The sequence below is a fragment of the uncultured Brevundimonas sp. genome, from assembly GCF_947305955.1.
Classification (GTDB): domain Bacteria; phylum Pseudomonadota; class Alphaproteobacteria; order Caulobacterales; family Caulobacteraceae; genus Brevundimonas.
Window position 1 is genome coordinate 18,622 of the sequence record NZ_CAMZFB010000029.1, and the last position, 17,798, is coordinate 36,419.

Genomic DNA, 17,798 nt, shown 5'->3' on the forward strand with positions numbered 1-17,798 from the left:
GCACGTCGCAAAGCCTGAAGGACCGTCTGGTCCGCGAGATCATCCTGACCGGCCCCATGACGGTGGCCGACTATGTCACCCGCTGCCTGCACGACCCCAAGGGCGGCTACTATGCCACCCGTCCGGCGCTGGGCGAGCGGGGTGACTTCATCACCGCCCCCATGGTCAGCCAGATGTTCGGCGAGCTGATCGGCCTGTGGGCGGTCGAGACTTGGCAACGGCTGGGCGCGCCGGAAAAGGTGCGCTTTGTCGAGGTCGGCCCCGGTGACGGCACGCTGATGAGCGATGCCCTTCGCGCTGCCCGCCTGTCGCCCGCCTTCCTTGAAGCCGCCGAGCTGATCCTGATCGAGCCGAGCCAGCCGCTGCGTCAGGAACAGGCCCGCCGTCTGGCCGATGCCGACCTCGAACCGCGCTGGGTCAAATCTCTGGCGCAGATCGAAACCGACGCGCCGGTGATCCTGGTGGCCAACGAGGTGCTGGACTGCCTGCCGGCCCGCCAGTTCATCAAAACCGAAGGTGGCTGGGCCGAGCGCCGCATCGGCGTGGACGACGCCAACAACCTGATCTTTGGCCTGACCGCCATCAGCGAGGGCTTCGAGACGCCCGAGCTTGAGATCGAGGTCGGTCAGGTTCTGGAAATCTCGGAACAACAGGCCGCCTTCGGGCGCGACCTTGCGGCGTTAGTCGCAGCCACGTCGGGTGCGGCCCTGCTGATCGACTATGGCCGCGCCAAGACGGAGGCCGGAGACACCCTCCAAGCTCTCAAACGTCACCAGAAGGTCGGCGTTCTGGACGAGCCGGGCGAAGCGGACCTGACCCAATGGGCCGACTTCCCGCTGGTGCTGGAAGCCGCCGTCCGCAGCGGTGCCGACGTGACCGGATGCATCGGTCAGGGCCTGTTCCTCGCCCGTCTGGGTATTGTCGAGCGGGCCAAGGCTCTGGCCGCCGCCCGCCCCGAGGCCGAGGACGTGATCCTGCGCCAGTTCCACCGCCTGACCGCCCATGACCAGATGGGCGAACTGTTCAAGGTGGCGGCGATCTTCTCGCCGCGCTCGCTGACCGTACCGGGGTTTGAAGCATGACGCCCATCACCCACCCCCTTCTCGACCTTGCCGGTATCAAGCACGGCTTCTTTACCCGCGAGGGCGGCGTGTCAGAGGGCATCTATACGGGCCTGAACTGTGGCGTAGGCTCCAAGGACGATCCGGCCCGCGTGGCCGAGAATCGCCGCCTCGTGGCCCAATGGTTCGGTGGCGACAGCGACGACCTGTGTGGCTGCTACCAGATCCATTCCGCTGACGCCGTAGTGGCCGAGGGCGGCTGGAAAGGCGAACGCCCCGAGGGGGATGCTGTCGTCACCCGCGCACCCACCACCATTGCCACCGTTCTGACCGCCGACTGCGCCCCGATCCTGTTTGCCGATCCCGACGCCCGCGTCGTAGCCACGGCCCATGCGGGGTGGAAAGGCGCGCTGGGCGGCATCATCGCTGCGACGGTGGATCAGATGGTCGAACTGGGAGCCGCGCGCGACAACATCCGCGCCGTGGTCGGCCCGTGCATCTCGCAGGCCTCCTATGAGGTCGGGGCCGACTATGAGGCGCGCTTTGCCGCAGAAGCACCCGGCAGCGAGCGTTTCTTCATCGCCGGTTCCAGCGATGACAAGCGCCAGTTCGACCTGCCCGGCTTTGTCCTGTGGCGGCTGGAGCAAGCAGGCGTGACGCAGGCGGCGTGGACGGGCGACGACACCCGCACCGACGAGGCCCGCTTCTATTCAAACCGCCGCGCCTATCTGAACGGCGAGCCGGACTTCGGCCGGCTGATCGGGGCCATCGCCCTGAGTGAATAAAGAAAAGGCCCGCTGCGATCACAGCGGGCCTTTTGCTTGATGTCTTAAGCGGGCGGATCAGCCCGCCATGGCCAAAGCCGGAACGCGGGTGGTGAAACGCCACGCCTTGGGGTTGGCCAGCAGAGCGCGGACCAGCTTGTTGTTCAGCTGGTGACCGGCCTTATAGCCTTCGTAGCGGGCCATCAGCGGCGCACCCAGTACATACAGGTCACCAATGGCGTCCAGCGCCTTGTGACGCACGAACTCGCGTTCCATGCGCAGGCCGCCCGGATTCAGGATCTGGTCGCCGTCGATGACCACAGCGTTCTCCAGCGAACCGCCACGGGCGAGACCGGCCTGACGCAGGGCTTCAACCTCATGGGCGAAACCGAAGGTGCGGGCCGACATGATTTCCGAACGGTAGGTGGTTTCGTCGACAACGAAATCGATCACCTGATTGCCGATCACCGGTGTCGGGAAGTCGATCTCGAAACGCATTTCGAAACGGTCGCACGGCAGAAGCGAGGCTTTCTTGTCGCCCTCTTCGACGTGGATCGGTTCCAGCACCTCGATGTAGTGGCGCGGCTGCTCCTGACGGCGGAAACCCGCACGGTCCAGCAATTGCACGAACTGCTCGGCCGAACCGTCGAGGATCGGCAGCTCGGGGCCGTCCACTTCAACGGTGGCGTTAGAGATACCCAGCGCGCACATGGCCGACATCAGGTGCTCGATCGTCGAGACACGTACGTCATCGGCATTGGCGATCATGGTGTTCAGGCGCGCGTCGATGACAGCCTCGCCCGAGACCGGAATACGGTTGTCGCGGTCCTTGATGTCCGTACGCACGAACACAATGCCCTGATCGGCGGCAGCCGGACGTACGGTCAAGCGCACACGACGTCCGCTGTGGACGCCTACACCCGCGCAGATGGCAGGGGCAGTGATCGTATGTTCAAAGGGGTCGTTGAAGACCGTCACGCTTGAACTCTTCAATACGCGCTGCAAAACGGACAGCGCCGGAAGGTGGCATTTAACCAAACGTTCGCGCACGCGAAATGAAAGTCGGGTTTCGAATTGTTTCGAAATCACGACAGTTTCCGTAACACCGCCGCACAGCAAAAAGCCCCGCAGCGAGGCTACGGGGCTTGATGGGATTAATCGTAAATCCGGATCAGTTGGCCAGACGGCGCAGGAACGACGGGATCTCCAGATCGTCCTCTTCGGCATAGCCACGTTGATCGTGGACCTGCTGCGGCTGGACCGACTGGGTCTGACGCAGTTGCTGGGTCGTACGGTTCGAGCCGGACGGCGGCGGCGGCGAATAGGTCGGCTGCTGCGGCGCGGCGCGACGACGGCCGAACAGCGACCAGCCGCTGCGACGGTGCGAGTCGTCGTAATATTCTTCACGCGGGGCTTCGGCTTCCGGCTCCGGCTTTTGACGGCGCGAGGTCGGTTCGCGGTCCATGTACAGGTCGCCCTGCTCCTGGCCCGAAGCGGTGTTGCGGTTGCGGCCTTGCTCGAACTCTTCAACCCACGGATCGACGATCGGGTCGAGGGTGCGCGGAGCGTCGTGGATCACCGGCTCCGGACGCACTTCCATGCGCGGCTCGGGCGCACGGACGGGTTCCGGCTGCGGTTGCGGTGCAGGCTGCTGGGCAACCGGCTCGATACGGACTTCTTCGCGCGGAGCGGCCGGAGCAGCCGGTTCCGGCTGGCGGCGGTTCAGGGTCGAGGCGACCGGCTCGATTTGCTGGATCGAAGCTTCGTCCATGCCGGTGGCGACAACCGAGACGCGGATCTTGCCTTCCAGAGCCGGGTCGAAAGCGGCACCGAAGATGATGTTAGCGTCACCGTCGACTTCGGCAGCGATAGCGTTCGCAGCTTCGTCGACTTCCAGCAGGGTCATGTCCATACCGCCGGTGATGTTGACCAGAACGGCCTTGGCACCGTGCAGGCTGGTTTCGTCCAGCAGCGGGTTGGCGATAGCGTTCTGGGCAGCCAGCAGGGCGCGGTCTTCGCCCGAAGCCTCGCCAGTGCCCATCATGGCCTTGCCCATTTCCGACATCACGGCGCGGACGTCGGCAAAGTCGAGGTTGATCAGACCCGGCAGGATCATCAGGTCGGTGATCGAGCGAACGCCCGAGTGCAGCACCTGGTCGGCCATCTGGAAGGCGTCCGAGAAGGTGGTGCGTTCGTTGGCGACGCGGAACAGGTTCTGGTTCGGAATGACGATCAGGGTGTCGACGTAGCGCTGCAGCTCGGCGATGCCGGCTTCGGCCAGACGCATACGGTGACGGCCTTCGAAGGTGAAAGGCTTGGTCACAACACCCACGGTCAGGATGCCGCGGTCACGGGCGCACTTGGCGATAACCGGAGCTGCACCCGTACCGGTGCCACCGCCCATACCGGCGGTGATGAAAACCATGTGCGCGCCTTCGAGGTGCGCGTGAATCTCGTCAGCCGATTCCTCGGCCGCATTCATACCGACTTCGGGATGGGCACCGGCACCCAGACCTTGGGTAATGGTGTCGCCCAGTTGAATGCGACGGTCGGTCTTGGCGAAGCTCAGATGCTGGGCATCCGTGTTGGCACAAACGAACTCGACGCCCTCAAGGCCCGAGTCGATCATGTTGTTAACGGCATTACCGCCTGCACCACCGACGCCAAACACGACGATCCGGGGCTTCAGTTCAGTGGCTTGTGGCTTCACCAGCGAGAGAGACATTGTGTTTCGACCTTCCGACCCTGCCCATTCATCCCAATCGACCCCCGCCGAATCGCATTGGTTATGAGCGGGTTAATAAAAGACCCGACAACGTTAACGGATCATTACCGGACTAATATGAGTCGGGCGCAGATGAAGCCTGCAAAACCAAGTTTTGTGGCTTCAGCGTGTATTTTTCCGCCGTTTCCCGTCGACTTCCTTAACCAAATGCCAATTCCCGCTCTCTTCAGAGGGTTAAATGGTTAACGATGACGGGCTTTGACGGCGCAAAAGTTTATACAGCGCACGCAGGCTAACCCTTTCGGACGAAAGGGCCAAGGATCGTAAAATCGGGTGCGGGATGGTCAGGAGAGGTCGTGCGCCCTCCCCTTTCGCCGTAATCGTCAGAAGTTCTCGCGCAGCCAGTTGGCGGCACGGTTGAACGGACCGCCCGAGTGGACGCGCGGGGCGTCGGCGGCGGTGACGTGGCGGCTCATCAGCTTGTGCACCGACACAGCCTCTCGCGGGCCATAGGCGGCGCGCAGCAGCACACCTGCTGCCGAGCAAAAGGCCGGACCTGCCGCAGCCGCAGCAAGGTGGGGCGCGCGTTGCGGGCGGCCCAGACGGACGGACGGGTGGTCGAAGACCCGTTCGGCCAGTTCACGCACCCCGTTCAGCTGGCTGGCACCACCGGTCAGGACAATGCCCATGCCCGGATTGATGCGGACGCCAGCAGCCTTGAGACGGTCGCGGGTCAGTTCAAGCGTCTCTTCCACACGCGGGGCGATGATGGTTTTCAGCATGGCACGGGGCCACACCACCGGACCGGCGGACGGGTCTTCGCCACGCGGCGGAGCCTCGACCATCTCGCGGTCCTCGTTGTTGCTGGCCATGGCCGAGCCGTAGAGGGTCTTGAGACGCTCGGCACCGGCACGCGAGGTGGCCATGCCACGGGCGATGTCAGCGGTGACGTGATCACCACCGACGCTGACGCTTTCGATGTGCAGCAGCGAGCGACCGCCCCACACAGCGGCAGAGGTCGTGCCTGCCCCCATGTCGATGCAGATCGAGCCCAGCTCCATCTCGTCCTCTTCCAGCGCCGCCAGCGACGTCACCAGCGGAGCCGAGGCCACGCCCTGAAGGTCAAGGTGGGCACGTTCCAGACAGTTGCCCAGCGCGCCAAAGGCGCTTTCGGCCATGGACACGACCAGCAGGTCGAGGCCCAGCGTATGGCCTTGCAGACCGCGCGGATCGTGAACACCGCGCGCACCATCCACCGACCATGCCACCGGCAGGACGTGGATCGGGCGACGGTTCGGCAGGCTGATCTTGGACAGGGCCGCACCGATGGCTTTAGCCAGATCGTGGTCGGTGATCTGGTTGGCCCCCAGCGAGACGCTGGCCGAGACGCGGTGGCTGGCCATCTGGCCGATAGACGAGGTGACGACCACGCCGTTGATCGTCAGGCCCGCAGCGCGCTCTGCACGCTCCACGGCGCGGACGATGGCGTCGGCGGCGTCTTCCATATTGACGATGATGCCGCCGCGCACGCCCTTGGACTGGACGTGACCCGCGCCCGCAACGCGGATGGTGCTGTCGGCGCGACGGACGCCGTCCGGCTTCATGATGAAGCAGGCAACCTTGGACTGGCCGAGATCAAGCGCAGCCACAGCGGGCGTGCGCGTTGAAGCCCCCACCTGATCCGCCTTCTTGTCTCGCAACAGCCCAATCATCTCAGTGTCTTCCCGTGATTTCAGTTCACGCCGTGCCTTCGGAAGGGCGAACCGCCACTTCTTCCGGCGTACGAAGGTCTACGCGTGCGAAGCCCAGATCGAGCAGGCGCTCGCGCTGGTCCAGAGCATCCAGACGGATCAGGGCCGATTCCTGATCGACAGCCGGAAGCTGGATCAGGGCACCGTCCTTAAGACGCAGGTCCCAGCGACGCTCGTCCACGCGGACCAGCGCGTCGATGCGCGACATCAGGCGCGGACGCTGGCGCAGCAGTGGCACGATGTCGGCGGCGGCCTGATCGGCACCCTTGCCGACGATCAGCGGCAGCTCCGGATAGCGGCCCGGATCGGCGCCCTCGATCACCAGACCGTCGGTGTCGATCACCTGTGCACGGCCCCCGACCTGCCAGACGGCAAGGCGGTTATGCTCGGTCACGTCCACGATGATGGTGTCCGGCAGCAGGCGCACGACGCGCGCTTCCTTGACCCAGCCGACCTGTTCGACGCGCTCGCGCACGGCGTTCAGATCAAGGCTGACAATCGGTTGGTCCTGATACAGGCCCACGGCACGTTGCACATGGCCCAGAGCCTCTGGCGAGGCCCCCGAAACGTGGACGTTACGCAGCTTCAGCCCCATGCCGACCGTGGCGGCATCGAACTTTTCAATGGCAGACGCAGAGATACGCTCGGCGCGCGCACCGGTGGCCAGAATGGCACCGACCACGACCACGCCGCCGATCAGGCAGGCGACAACGACGCGCGGGGACATGTCCATCCGCCCGACATTGGCCATGCGGCCTTGGGGCGCGCCGCGCTGGGCCTGCCCTCTACCTGACTGTCGCTTTCCGCCGCGAACTACCGCCGGCATGAAGCGTCCTCCACCAACCAACGAACCAGAGTGCGATAATCCATCCCGACAAAGGCGGCTTGCTCTGGTGCGAGCGAGGTCGGCGTCATGCCGGGCTGGGTGTTCACCTCCAGCAAGACAAGAACATCGTTAACGTCGTCATAACGGAAATCGGAGCGGGACACCCCGCGGCAGCCCATGGCCGTGTGGGCTAGCTCCGCCTGACGTAAAGCTTTGTCAAACACGTGCGCCGGAAGCTCTGCAGGCAGGACGTGGCGCGATCCGCCGGGCGCATATTTGGCTTCATAGTCATAGAAGCCCTTGGTCGGGGTGATGTCGGTGATGGTCAGGGCGCGTGGGCCATCCTTCTCGCCGATGACGGCGACGGCCAGTTCCTTACCGGCTACAAACGGCTCGACCATGACGAGATCGCCATAGGTCCAGCTGTCCTCGCCGACCTCGGCGACGGGGCGGTTGGCCCCTTCCTGAACCACGAACACGCCGACGGACGAGCCTTCGGCGTTGGGCTTCACGACATAGGGCGGCTCGATAACGTGGCGGCTGGCGACCTCGTGACGGTCATAAAGACCGCCGCCCGGCACGGTCACGCCCGCCGCACGCAGAACGGCCTTAGACTTGTCCTTATCCATCGCCAGCGCCGAAGCCAGCACGCCCGAGTGGGTATAGGGAATGTTCAGCGTCTCAAGGATGCCCTGAACGCAGCCATCTTCGCCCCATGCGCCGTGCAGGGCGTTGAACACAACGTCAGGTTTAAGCTCGGTCAGGACCTGCGCCAGATCACGGCCCGCGTCCACGCGGCTGACCTTGGCCACCTGCCCTTCCAGCGCATCGGCACATCGCGCGCCGGATTCCAGCGAAACTTCGCGTTCCGAGGACAGACCGCCCATCAGGACGGCAACGTGGAGGGTATTAAGAGGCGCGAGCATGAGACAATCCGAAGACTAGCCTCCCCCTATCGCCTCAATAGGGTTAACCACTTGGAAACGATAGTGGACGCTGGCCCCTTCCCTTTCAAAAAACGTGCATAACGTGCACGGCGCAGTTCAACGACAGGGATATTCGGGATAGAGGGCCGCCAGAATCGAGGCGCTGGCGGGCTTGTCGCGCTCTTCGGGATATTCCTCGAAAAAGGCGACCACCAACGCCCTCAGGCGCGAGACGTCGGCTTCATCGGTGACGCACAGGAACCGGATGCCGACCTCGCGGTCACCGGTCGCATTGGTTTCGCTGGCGGCGGCTTCGTCACGGGCCAGCGTGACGACGTAGCCCGCCAGATCCAGCCCGTCATGCACGCCGAGAATGAAGGTCCGGCAGCTGGCATCATACCGCGCATACATCGGATCGGTCGCGGGCGTTGAGCACCACAGGTAAAGGCTATGGCCGTCGATGAAGTTGGCGCGGGCGACATGCGGCACGCCCACGGCGAGGCCGCACGCCAGCAATCCTGCGAGGATGGTTGTTTTCATGGCCCCCTCCGTCGGCACAAGGTTTCTGAAGACAGAAACCGTTGCGAGCCGACTCGGTTGCCAATCGCCCCTTAGCCCGGACGGCCGATACGCTTGATTTCCCAGCTCAGCTGGATGCCGGTCTTGGAGAAGACGTCCTGACGGACAATCTCGCCCAGACCTTCAAGGTCGGCAGCAGTCGCCTCGCCCGGATTGATCATAAAGTTGGAGTGCAGCTCGCTGAACTTGGCACCGCCGCCGGTCATCTTGAACAGCTTGCCGCGCCAGCCCGCCTCATCGACCAGCTTCCACGAGGAATGGCCCTCGGGGTTTTTGAAGGTCGAGCCGCCAGTCTTTTCGCGGATCGGCTGGGTCTTTTCGCGGCGCTCGGTGATTTCGGCGATGCGGGCGGCGACCGCTTCGGGATCATCGGCCGTGCCGCGATAGGTGGCTTCGGTCCAGATGATGTCCGCCGGAGCATTCGAGTGGCGGTAGGTGTAGCCGAACTCATCGACCGTCAGCTCTACCTTCTCGCCCTTGCGGTTCACGCCGCGGGCCGAGACGAGGATGTCCTTGGTCTCGGAGCCATAGCAGCCCGCATTCATCGTCAGGGCACCACCGATGGAGCCGGGAATACCGGCATAGAATTCCATGCCCGCGATCCCCGCCTTGGCCGAGGCGCGCGCCACCATGGAATCCAGCGCGCCTGCGCCAGCGGTGATGGTCACGCCGTCGGCCACGACCTGACCCCAAGCGCGGCCCGCCAGACGGATGATCACGCCCTTGATGCCGCCATCGCGCACGATGACGTTGGAGCCGACGCCCAGCGGATAGACAGGAACCTCTTCCGGCAGGGCCTTGAGGAAGTCGATCAGATCGTCCTCGTCCGCCGGAATGAACAGGGCATCGGCCGGACCACCGACGCGGAACCAAGTGTAAGGCGCCAACGCTTCGTTCAGCAGCAGTTTGCCGCGCACGCTTGGGGGAGCCTTGGTCCAGTCAGTCATCAGTATCTCGTTTGCCGTGCAGTCGGTGGCCTGTAACGGGCCGTTGTCGGGTAGCCGTAGATGTCCCTAACCCCCGCCCCGCGCAAGAGGAAACGCTTTCTCTCGACCATGGCCGAGCCTTGGCGGACGCTGACCATCCTGATGCTGGTGGTTGTGCCGGGTGTCTTGGCTTCATTTGCCCTGACGATGGGGATTATGATTGTCGCCGAAAATCTCGGCACACCGATGGATTTCAATCAGGCTTTCAACACTGTGATCGTGTTGATCATCAGCCTGATCTTCCTGCCCATGGCGCAAGCCGGAGCCTACCGCTGGACGTGGCACACTGACCGGAAAATGGCCGACGGGGTTTCGATAGGCGATCTTCCCGATTTCGGTTCGGAGCCGACCGATCCGCCCCCGCACGTACAGCGGCCACTCAAGCGCAAGCTGTACTATGCGGCCCTATACTGCCTTTGCATTGGATTGCTGATCGCGATCTATGCGCCCCTGCCCCATCGCGAGGCCATCGCAAGGCTGATCGACAGGCTCAGTTTCGGTCGTCGGTCGGCTTGGTCACTGATCCAGATTATGATGGGACTTGTCCCCTCTCTGCTGATGATGGCGGCCCTTCTGGTTCCGGCAGAGCGGATGCGCAAAAGGCAAGGCCAGCTCGCAAGCTCTGCGCAACAGAGGCTTGAATATCAGGCCCACACAAACTGGCTGGGCAGCCTTGCTATCGCATTCGGCATGGCATCCCTGCTTAGCTTCGTCTTCGGTATGTGCGTTCGCGCCTATCTTTGATCAGACCATGACGCAAAAGGCCCCGCCATTGGGTCAATCGCGGGGCCTTTCGAAGAAGCTAGCAAGTATCAGGCGGCGTTAAGCCAGTGCTTCCAACTGTGCCGGAAGGGCATAGGCCCACGAGGTAATGTCGCCCGCGCCGAGGCAGACGACCAGATCGCCTTCCTTGGCTTCCTCACGGATCACCTTGGCCAGAGCGTCCGCGCTTTCCAGCGCCGTGGCGTGCCGGTGACCGAACTGTTTGATGCCGCTGACCAGAGCGTGCTTGTCCACGCCCTCGATCGGCTGCTCGCCCGCCGGATAGACGTCGGCCACGATCACGCTGTCCGCATCCATGAAGCAGGTCGAGAAGTCGGCCATCAGGTCGCGCAGGCGGGTATAGCGGTGCGGCTGGACCACGGCGATCACGCGGCCCGGCTGTTCGGCGTTCTGGACAACCTGACGGGCGGCCTTCAGCACGGCGGCGATTTCGACGGGGTGGTGGCCATAGTCGTCGATAATACGAACGCCGTGGGCAAAGCCCGTGGTGGTGAAGCGGCGCTTCACACCGCCAAAGCTGGCCAGACCGGCACGGATACTGTCATCGTCGACGCCGACTTCGCGGGCGACGGAAATAGCCGCCAGAGCGTTCGACACATTGTGCCAGCCTGCCATCGGCAGACGCAGGCCGTTGATGCGGACATCCTCGTCGCTGGCGTGCGAGGCGCGGATGACAACGTCAAAGGTCGAGCCGTCGGGGTCCATCTGCACATTCTCGGCGCGGACCATGGCCTGCGGGTTCAGGCCATAGGTGATCAGGCGGCGGTTGACGATCTGGGCCGCCAGCTTCTGCACCTCGGGGTGGTCGAGGCAGACGACACCGAAACCATAAAAGGGCGTATCCTCGATGAAGTCGCGGAAGGCCTTCTTCACGGCATCGAAATCGCCGTAGTGGTCGAGGTGTTCGGGGTCGATGTTGGTGATCATCGCCACGGTACATTTCAGGCGCAGGAACGAGCCGTCGGACTCGTCGGCCTCGACGACGATCCAGTCGCCGTCGCCAACCTTGGCGTTGGTGCCATAGGCATTGATGATGCCGCCGTTGACGACGGTCGGATCGAAATTGCCGGCATCCAGCAGGGCCGCGACCATAGAGGTCGTCGTCGTCTTGCCGTGGGTACCGCCCACGCCGATCGAGAACTGCAGGCGCATCAGCTCGGCCAGCATTTCTGCACGGCGCACCACCGGAATGCGGCGCTCGCGCGCTTCGATCATCTCGGGGTTATCGGCCTTCACAGCGGTCGAATAGACAACAGCCGACACGCCCTCGGTGATGTGGGCGGCGTCGTGGCCGATGTAGATGCGGGCGCCCAGCTTTTCGAGGCGCTCGGTATTGGCGCTGGCCTTGGCGTCGGAGCCCTGCACTTGATAGCCGATTTTCAGCATGATTTCGGCAATGCCGCTCATGCCAATGCCGCCGATACCGACGAAGTGGACGGGACCAAGGGCGAACGGGACGGGACGAAGACGACGGATCATGACGGCCTCATAAACCCGTCTTAACGGGTTGCGAAGGGCCAGATCGGTCTCCGGCCGAGAAAGATGACATAGCAGCGATCAAACGTCCGCGTTCCCGTAATGCCCGTACGGACATCAGGCTTTGTTAACGCCCTGCCCCTGTCCCAACGCCCGAAATGCCGCCAAGCTTCACCGAACACAAAAATTTTCGCAGACTCTGAATCCGCCAAAACCCTTATCCACCGGACTCTTGAGAGTCATGGAGATCAGCGTTTGACTCTTCGAAGAATCGGAAAACCGTTTTGATTACCAACCGTTAACCACGATGACTCACGATGCGCCCTCAACACCACAGGGGCCGCGTATTCATGTCCGACATTCAAACCGACGTCATCCTTAGAGGCGACTGCATCGAACGTTTGAAAGGCCTGCCGGACAAGTCGGTAGACATGGTCTTTGCTGACCCGCCCTATAATCTCCAACTGGGTGGCGATCTGCTGCGTCCGGACAACTCCAAGGTCGACGCCGTGGACGACGACTGGGACAAGTTCGACAGCTTCGCCGCCTATGACGCCTTTACCCGTGCCTGGCTGAGCGAATGCCAGCGCGTCCTGAAAGACGACGGCACGCTGTGGGTCATCGGCAGCTATCACAACATCTTCCGTCTGGGCGCGGCGATGCAGGACCTCGGTTTCTGGGTTCTGAACGACATCATCTGGCGCAAGTCGAACCCGATGCCGAACTTCAAGGGCACGCGCTTCACCAACGCGCACGAGACCCTGATCTGGGCCGCCAAGTCGCGTGACCAGAAGCGTTACACCTTCAACTACGACGCTCTGAAGGTCTTTAACGAAGACACCCAGATGCGTTCGGACTGGACGCTGGCGCTGTGCACCGGCTCGGAACGTCTGAAGGACGCCGAGGGCAACAAGGCCCACCCGACCCAGAAGCCGGAAGCCCTGCTTCACCGCGTGATCCTGTCGGCCACCCGTCAGGGCGACGTCATCCTCGACCCCTTCTTTGGCACCGGCACCACGGGTGCGGCGGCCAAGCGACTGGGCCGTCACTTCATCGGTATCGAACGCGACGAGACCTATGCCGATCTGGCACAGGCCCGCATCGATGCCGTTATTCCGGCGGCTCCCGAAGACCTCGCCATCACCGGCTCCAAGAAGGCCGAACCCAAGGTGCCGTTCGGCGCACTGGTCGAGGCTGGCCTGCTGTCGCCGGGTGACAAGCTGTACTGCCCCAAGGGAGAGCGTGAAGCTCGCGTCCGTGCCGATGGCTCCCTGGTGTCGGGTACGCTGACCGGCTCGATCCACAAGCTGGGTGCCCTTCTAGAGAACGCTCCGGCGTGCAACGGCTGGACCTACTGGCGCATCAAGACCGATCAGGGCCTGCGCCCGATCGACGCCCTGCGCGCCGAAATTCGCGCAGGGATGCAGTAAGACTTCACGGGCGGCGCATCGCCCGCAACTTCAAGGGCCGCATCGAAAGGTGCGGCCCTTTCTTTATGCGGCCAGCGCCCTCTCCAGCGCCTTCCTGAAAACAGTCGGCAGGGATTTCAGCGCCTCTGCCTCATCCATCCAAATCAGCGACGGGTCATCCGAAGTCCCCGTCGCCACATTGGCCGTCAGGTCCAGCGAGAAGTGGGTGAAGACGTGGTTGATCGTGCCCGCCTCGGTCCAGTCGGCTTTGAACGGCGGGGCATAGACGGGGGCCGCGCTCCATTCCGATCCGGCCAGACCCAGCATCCCGCCAAGCAGACCCTTGTCGGGACGACGGACCAACCCCACCCTGCCCTTGCCGTCGCGCAGCACAAAGACATGGCCCAGACGGTGCGGGCGCTCGGCCTTCTTGGCCTTGCGGGGATAGGATTGCGGGTCGCCTTCTCCATAGGCCGCACATCCGAACGACAGCGGGCATTGTTCGCAAAGGGGCGATTTGGGGCGGCACACCCGCGCCCCCAAGTCCATGAGCGCCTGCGGCCAGTCGGACGGGCGGTGAGCGCTGACAAACAGACCCGCCAGACGTTTCAGCTCGGGCCGTGCGGCGGGGACTTCTTCCTTCACCGCGAACAGGCGGCCCATCACCCGCTCGACATTGCCGTCCACGACATTGGCCGGACGCCCGAAGGCGATCGCCGCCACCGCCGCCGCCGTATAGGCCCCCACACCTTTCAGCTTCAGCAGGGCCTCTTCGGTATCGGGGAAGACGCCGCCGTATTCACCGGCCACCATCCGCGCACAGGCCAGAAGGTTACGGGCACGGGCGTAGTATCCCAGCCCTGCCCACGCTGCCATCACATCGGCATCCTCTGCCGCCGCCAGATCGCTGACCGTCGGCCAGCGCGTCGTGAAGGCGTGGAAATAGGGGGCCGCATGGACGGTGGTCGTCTGTTGCAGCATCACTTCGGACAGCCATACCCGATAAGGATCGGTGCGCGTCGCCTCGCCCGGCGCGGCGCGCCACGGCAGGTCGCGGGCATTGGCGTCGTACCAATCCAGCAGGGCGTTACGCAGGCGTTCGATCTCTTTGGGCGTCATGCCGCCTGAATAGCGGCTTTATTCGCGCCCGACAGCCATCTTCCCATCGGCACATCCGCAACTTTGGCCTATAATGCCGCCCATGCGTCGCAGACCCCTACCCTCTGAAGAAGAAACACTGCGTATTCTGTCGGAAAGGCGGACCAAGCGGACCCTGCGCCCGCCGCCCCTCGCCTCGCAGAAGCTGCAGAAATTCATCCGCGAGCTGGACCAGAAATTCGGCCGCGACGCCAATAGCCTTGAACCGCGCTGGGCCGAGATTGTCGGCGAGCGGATCGCCCGCGTGTCCAACCCGATGCGGATCATCAAGGGCAAGGGCAATGCCGGTGGTGTTCTGGAACTGAAGGTGGTCGGCCCCGCCGCCCTTTTGGTCCAGCACCAGCAGGAAGAGATCATCAATCAGGTGAACCTCTATCTGGGCAGCAAGACCGTCGAGAAAATCCGCATCCAGCAAGGTCCGGTCAAAGCCCTGACCTCTGCGGCCAAGCCCAAATCGCGCACGCGCCCGCCTCTGCCGCCCATTCCGCCCGCTGCCGAAGCCGAGCTGGAACAGTCCGTCGCCCACCTGCCCGAACATCTGCGTAAGGCCCTGACCAAGCTGGGCAAGGCCGCAATCGTACGCAGTCAGGAAGAGGCGGACGATCCGTACCGTTGACAAACCAACGGTGCTCTGTTTGCCGTATTCCCAGCGAAGGATGGCCGGGGCGCACGCGTCCCTTATTCTTAGACAACATACGCTTTTGAGGTCCGACCTATGGCTCCTACTTTCAAATTCGCGGCGATGAGCCGTCGCGCCGCCATCACCGCTGCTGCTCTGATGGCCACCGCTGCCATCGCCGGCTGCTCGCAAAAGTCCGGTGGTGCCGCCGAGGGCGACATGGCTCTGGGCGCCGCCGCAGGGGCCAAGGTCACCGTGGTCGAATACGCCTCGGTCACCTGCAGCCACTGCGCCGCGTGGAACAAGGAAGTCTGGCCGGAATTCAAGGCCAAATACGTTGACAACAACAAGGTCCGCTTTGTCTTCCGCGAGTTCCCGACCCCGCCGCAGGACATTGCCGCCGCTGGCTTTATGCTGGCCCGCTGCGCTGGCGACGACAAATATTTCGACGTCGTCCACGCCATCATGGAGTCGCAGCAGGAATGGATGAACGGCGTCCCGCCGCGTCAGAGCCTGAACCGCATCGCACAGGGCGCTGGCCTGTCGCAGGCCCAGATCGAGACCTGCCTTAACGACAAGGAAGGCGTGGCCGCCCTCGAGAAGCGCATCCGCGCCGGTATCGACGCAGGCGTGACCGGTACGCCGGCCTTCTACGTCAACGACCAGAAGGTCGTGGACTCCTCGCTGGCGGGCCTGTCGGCCGCCGTCGACGCCGCATTGGCGAAGTAAGCACACAGGTGAATGGTTATGGGTGGGCGTTTTAAACTCGGCGGCATCGTCGTCGCTTCGCTTCTGGCTTTCGCTCCGGCAGTCGGCGCGGAGGACATGTCATCGGGTTCGCCCACCCTTTCCGGCTCCGCGCGTTCGGCCACCCCGCGCGCGGCGGCTATTCCGGATCACCTGTCGTCCGACCGCGTGATGGGCCGAGCCGATGCCCCCATCACCATCATCGAATACGCCAGCTTTACCTGCTCGCACTGCGCGACCTTCGCCAATGAGGTCCTGCCCACCATCAAGCGCGAGTTCATCGATACGGGTAAGGCCAAGCTGATCTTCCGCGACCTGCCGACGCCGCCGGTTCAGGTGTCCAACACAGCTGCCGGTATTGGCCGCTGCGCCGCGCCGGACCGCTTCTTCGATGTCGCCAACTATTTGATGCGCGAACAGTCAGAAGCCTTTGCCAGCCGCAATATCGAGCAGTGGCTGGTGGGCAGTATTGCCGTCAGCGGTCGCACCACCGAAGAGGTGATCGAGTGCATGCGTCGCCCGCAAATCACGCAAACCCTTCTGGAAGACGTCGCCTCGGCCTCGGCTGCAGGCGTAAACTCCACTCCGGCCGTGTTTGTTAACGGTCGTCGCGTACAGGACCACTCGCTGGCCGGTCTTCGGGCCGCCCTTCAACCTCTGGTGCGCTAAAACCAACCTATGCATTTCCAGCGCCTTCGACTTTCGGGCTTCAAGTCCTTTGTCGATCCCGCCGAGGTTCAGATCGAGCCCGGACTGACCGGGATCGTCGGACCGAACGGCTGCGGCAAGTCGAACGTGTTGGAGAGCCTGCGCTGGGTCATGGGGGCCAACTCGGCCAAGGCCATGCGCGGTCAGGGCATGGAGGACGTGATCTTTGCGGGGGCCGCGGGCCGTCCGCCGCGCAACCATGCCGAAGTCACCCTGACCATCGACAACGCCCTGCGCCGCGCGCCCCAGCCCTTTACCGATGAAGCCGTGCTGGAAGTCTCGCGCAAGATCGAGCGCGGGCGCGGCTCGACCTACCGCATCAACGGCAAGGAAGTGCGGGCGCGTGACGTCCAGCTCCTGTTCGCCGATGCCTCTACGGGGGCTAACTCTCCCGCCCTTGTCCGTCAGGGGCAGATTTCCGAGCTGATTGCGGCCAAGCCGCAGAACCGCCGCCGCATCCTCGAGGAAGCAGGCGGGGTGTCGGGCCTGCACACCCGCCGCCATGAGGCCGAACTTCGCCTCAAGGCCGCCGAGGCCAATCTCGACCGCCTCGACGACATCGGCAAGGAGCTGGAATCCACGCTCAACCGCCTGAAGCGCGAAGCCCGTCAGGCGGAAAAGTACAAGAAGATCAGCGCCGAGATCCGCGCCCTGCAGGCCGCCCTGCTCTATGTGCGCTGGTCCGACGCCAAGGAAGCCGCCGCCAACGCCAAGGCCGAACTGCGTGCCGCCGAACAGGCCGTGGCCGAGGCCACCACCGCCTCTGCCGCCGCCCAGACCGCCGCACTTCAGGCGCAGGAAGCCATGAAGCCCGCGCGTGAGGAAGACGCCGTCGCAGGGGCCCTGCTTCACCGCGCCACGCTGGAGCGCGACCGTCTGGATATGGCCGAACAGGCCGCCAAGGCCGAGGTCGAGCGGCTTCAGGCCGAGGTGGCCCGCATCAATGCCGACATCGAGCGCGAAGGCCGCATGGCTGCCGATGCCCAGCGCGAGCTGGACCGGATCGAAAACGACCTGACGCGCCTGAAGGCCGAGATCGCCGCCGCGCCCGAACGCACGCCCGAACTGGAACGCGCCGTCGCCGAGACCGAAGAGGCCCGCCGTCAGGCCGATGCCGAGGTCGAGCGTTTGGCCGGAACGCTTGCCGCCGTGGAGGCCCGCGCCAACGCCGAAACGGCTCGCAAGCGCGACGCCGAGGCCCGCCTGACCCGCGTGACCGCCCAGCGCGATCAGGCCAAGCGCGAGCGCGAAGCGCTCGGTCCGCTGGAAACGCCCGAGAT

The 17,798-nt window shown here is 64.0% G+C and carries 17 protein-coding genes; 8 read left to right on the forward strand and 9 right to left on the reverse strand.

What is annotated here, in order from left to right; translation table 11 throughout:
* Positions 1–56 precede the first annotated feature (56 nt).
* The gene (locus Q0Y42_RS08735; protein WP_297802565.1) at positions 57–1,082 is read left to right on the forward strand and encodes an SAM-dependent methyltransferase; all 1,026 of its coding nucleotides are present in this window, start codon (positions 57–59) and stop codon (positions 1,080–1,082) included.
* On the forward strand, positions 1,079–1,846 hold the full coding sequence (gene pgeF / locus Q0Y42_RS08740; RefSeq protein WP_297802510.1) for a peptidoglycan editing factor PgeF: 768 nt from the start codon (positions 1,079–1,081) through the stop codon (positions 1,844–1,846). Before Q0Y42_RS08735 ends, pgeF begins: the two co-directional genes overlap by 4 nt.
* A 57-nt stretch (positions 1,847–1,903) precedes the next feature.
* Here pgeF and lpxC read toward each other — a convergent pair whose 3' ends face one another.
* The 7 genes from lpxC to murB form a co-directional block, all read right to left on the reverse strand.
* Positions 1,904–2,803 (reverse strand): UDP-3-O-acyl-N-acetylglucosamine deacetylase, encoded by a 900-nt coding sequence (lpxC, locus tag Q0Y42_RS08745; RefSeq protein ID WP_297802516.1) that lies wholly within the window; start codon positions 2,801–2,803, stop codon positions 1,904–1,906.
* A gap of 193 nt (positions 2,804–2,996) precedes the next feature.
* Entirely contained in the window at positions 2,997–4,550 is a 1,554-nt protein-coding gene (gene ftsZ / locus Q0Y42_RS08750) for a cell division protein FtsZ (RefSeq protein ID WP_297802519.1), read from the reverse strand.
* Between the two features lie 383 nt (positions 4,551–4,933).
* Positions 4,934–6,262, reverse strand: a complete 1,329-nt coding sequence (ftsA, locus tag Q0Y42_RS08755) for a cell division protein FtsA (RefSeq protein ID WP_297802522.1) — start codon at positions 6,260–6,262, stop codon at positions 4,934–4,936.
* A 25-nt stretch (positions 6,263–6,287) separates the two neighbouring features.
* A complete protein-coding gene (locus tag Q0Y42_RS08760; RefSeq protein WP_297802526.1) occupies positions 6,288–7,127 on the reverse strand; it encodes a cell division protein FtsQ/DivIB in 840 nt (279 codons plus the stop codon).
* A complete protein-coding gene (locus tag Q0Y42_RS08765; RefSeq protein ID WP_297802529.1) occupies positions 7,115–8,053 on the reverse strand; it encodes a D-alanine--D-alanine ligase in 939 nt (312 codons plus the stop codon). Before Q0Y42_RS08765 ends, Q0Y42_RS08760 begins: the two co-directional genes overlap by 13 nt.
* A gap of 117 nt (positions 8,054–8,170) precedes the next feature.
* Positions 8,171–8,593: a Rap1a/Tai family immunity protein gene (locus tag Q0Y42_RS08770; RefSeq protein ID WP_297802532.1), complete on the reverse strand. Its 423-nt coding sequence runs from the start codon at positions 8,591–8,593 to the stop codon at positions 8,171–8,173.
* A 71-nt stretch (positions 8,594–8,664) separates the two neighbouring features.
* Entirely contained in the window at positions 8,665–9,579 is a 915-nt protein-coding gene (gene murB / locus Q0Y42_RS08775) for a UDP-N-acetylmuramate dehydrogenase (protein WP_297802535.1), read from the reverse strand.
* A gap of 141 nt (positions 9,580–9,720) precedes the next feature.
* Here murB and Q0Y42_RS08780 point away from each other — a divergent pair, with 141 nt between their 5' ends.
* Complete coding sequence (locus tag Q0Y42_RS08780) at positions 9,721–10,362, forward strand: hypothetical protein (protein ID WP_297802538.1); 642 nt, start codon at positions 9,721–9,723, stop codon at positions 10,360–10,362.
* 78 nt (positions 10,363–10,440) lie between these two features.
* Here the strand turns inward: Q0Y42_RS08780 and murC are convergent, their stop codons facing one another.
* Positions 10,441–11,880 carry a UDP-N-acetylmuramate--L-alanine ligase gene (gene murC / locus Q0Y42_RS08785; RefSeq protein WP_297802541.1) on the reverse strand — a complete coding sequence of 480 codons (1,440 nt, stop codon included), beginning with the start codon at positions 11,878–11,880 and terminating at the stop codon, positions 10,441–10,443.
* A 347-nt stretch (positions 11,881–12,227) separates the two neighbouring features.
* On the opposite strand from murC, the gene Q0Y42_RS08790 reads away from it, so the two are divergent.
* Positions 12,228–13,307, forward strand: coding sequence for a site-specific DNA-methyltransferase (locus Q0Y42_RS08790; protein ID WP_297802544.1), 1,080 nt, complete (start codon positions 12,228–12,230; stop codon positions 13,305–13,307).
* Positions 13,308–13,370: 63 nt separating this feature from the next.
* Here the strand turns inward: Q0Y42_RS08790 and mutY are convergent, their stop codons facing one another.
* Entirely contained in the window at positions 13,371–14,405 is a 1,035-nt protein-coding gene (gene mutY / locus Q0Y42_RS08795) for an A/G-specific adenine glycosylase (protein ID WP_297802547.1), read from the reverse strand.
* Positions 14,406–14,487: 82 nt separating this feature from the next.
* Here mutY and Q0Y42_RS08800 point away from each other — a divergent pair, with 82 nt between their 5' ends.
* The 4 genes from Q0Y42_RS08800 to Q0Y42_RS08815 form a co-directional block, all read left to right on the forward strand.
* Positions 14,488–15,060, forward strand: a complete 573-nt coding sequence (locus tag Q0Y42_RS08800) for a DciA family protein (protein WP_297802550.1) — start codon at positions 14,488–14,490, stop codon at positions 15,058–15,060.
* A gap of 99 nt (positions 15,061–15,159) precedes the next feature.
* On the forward strand, positions 15,160–15,792 hold the full coding sequence (locus tag Q0Y42_RS08805; protein ID WP_297802553.1) for a DsbA family protein: 633 nt from the start codon (positions 15,160–15,162) through the stop codon (positions 15,790–15,792).
* Between the two features lie 18 nt (positions 15,793–15,810).
* Positions 15,811–16,479: a DsbA family protein gene (locus Q0Y42_RS08810; RefSeq protein ID WP_297802556.1), complete on the forward strand. Its 669-nt coding sequence runs from the start codon at positions 15,811–15,813 to the stop codon at positions 16,477–16,479.
* A gap of 9 nt (positions 16,480–16,488) precedes the next feature.
* The coding region (locus Q0Y42_RS08815; RefSeq protein ID WP_297802559.1) for an AAA family ATPase at positions 16,489–17,798 on the forward strand (1,310 nt) is incomplete at its 3' end.

Bases quoted from the DNA above. Each gene is read 5' to 3' on its own strand.
- pgeF (WP_297802510.1), top strand. From the start codon at position 1,079: ATGACGCCCATCACCCACCCCCTTCTCGACCTTGCCGGTATCAAGCAC.
- Q0Y42_RS08735 (WP_297802565.1), top strand. From the start codon at position 57: ATGACGGTGGCCGACTATGTCACCCGCTGCCTGCACGACCCCAAGGGC.
- Q0Y42_RS08800 (WP_297802550.1), top strand. From the start codon at position 14,488: ATGCGTCGCAGACCCCTACCCTCTGAAGAAGAAACACTGCGTATTCTG.
- Q0Y42_RS08810 (WP_297802556.1), top strand. From the start codon at position 15,811: ATGGGTGGGCGTTTTAAACTCGGCGGCATCGTCGTCGCTTCGCTTCTG.
- Q0Y42_RS08805 (WP_297802553.1), top strand. From the start codon at position 15,160: ATGGCTCCTACTTTCAAATTCGCGGCGATGAGCCGTCGCGCCGCCATC.
- Q0Y42_RS08765 (WP_297802529.1), bottom strand. From the start codon at position 8,053: ATGCTCGCGCCTCTTAATACCCTCCACGTTGCCGTCCTGATGGGCGGT.
- ftsZ (WP_297802519.1), bottom strand. From the start codon at position 4,550: ATGTCTCTCTCGCTGGTGAAGCCACAAGCCACTGAACTGAAGCCCCGG.
- murB (WP_297802535.1), bottom strand. From the start codon at position 9,579: ATGACTGACTGGACCAAGGCTCCCCCAAGCGTGCGCGGCAAACTGCTG.
- mutY (WP_297802547.1), bottom strand. From the start codon at position 14,405: ATGACGCCCAAAGAGATCGAACGCCTGCGTAACGCCCTGCTGGATTGG.
- Q0Y42_RS08770 (WP_297802532.1), bottom strand. From the start codon at position 8,593: ATGAAAACAACCATCCTCGCAGGATTGCTGGCGTGCGGCCTCGCCGTG.
- Q0Y42_RS08780 (WP_297802538.1), top strand. From the start codon at position 9,721: ATGCTGGTGGTTGTGCCGGGTGTCTTGGCTTCATTTGCCCTGACGATG.
- ftsA (WP_297802522.1), bottom strand. From the start codon at position 6,262: ATGATTGGGCTGTTGCGAGACAAGAAGGCGGATCAGGTGGGGGCTTCA.
- Q0Y42_RS08790 (WP_297802544.1), top strand. From the start codon at position 12,228: ATGTCCGACATTCAAACCGACGTCATCCTTAGAGGCGACTGCATCGAA.
- Q0Y42_RS08760 (WP_297802526.1), bottom strand. From the start codon at position 7,127: ATGCCGGCGGTAGTTCGCGGCGGAAAGCGACAGTCAGGTAGAGGGCAG.
- murC (WP_297802541.1), bottom strand. From the start codon at position 11,880: ATGATCCGTCGTCTTCGTCCCGTCCCGTTCGCCCTTGGTCCCGTCCAC.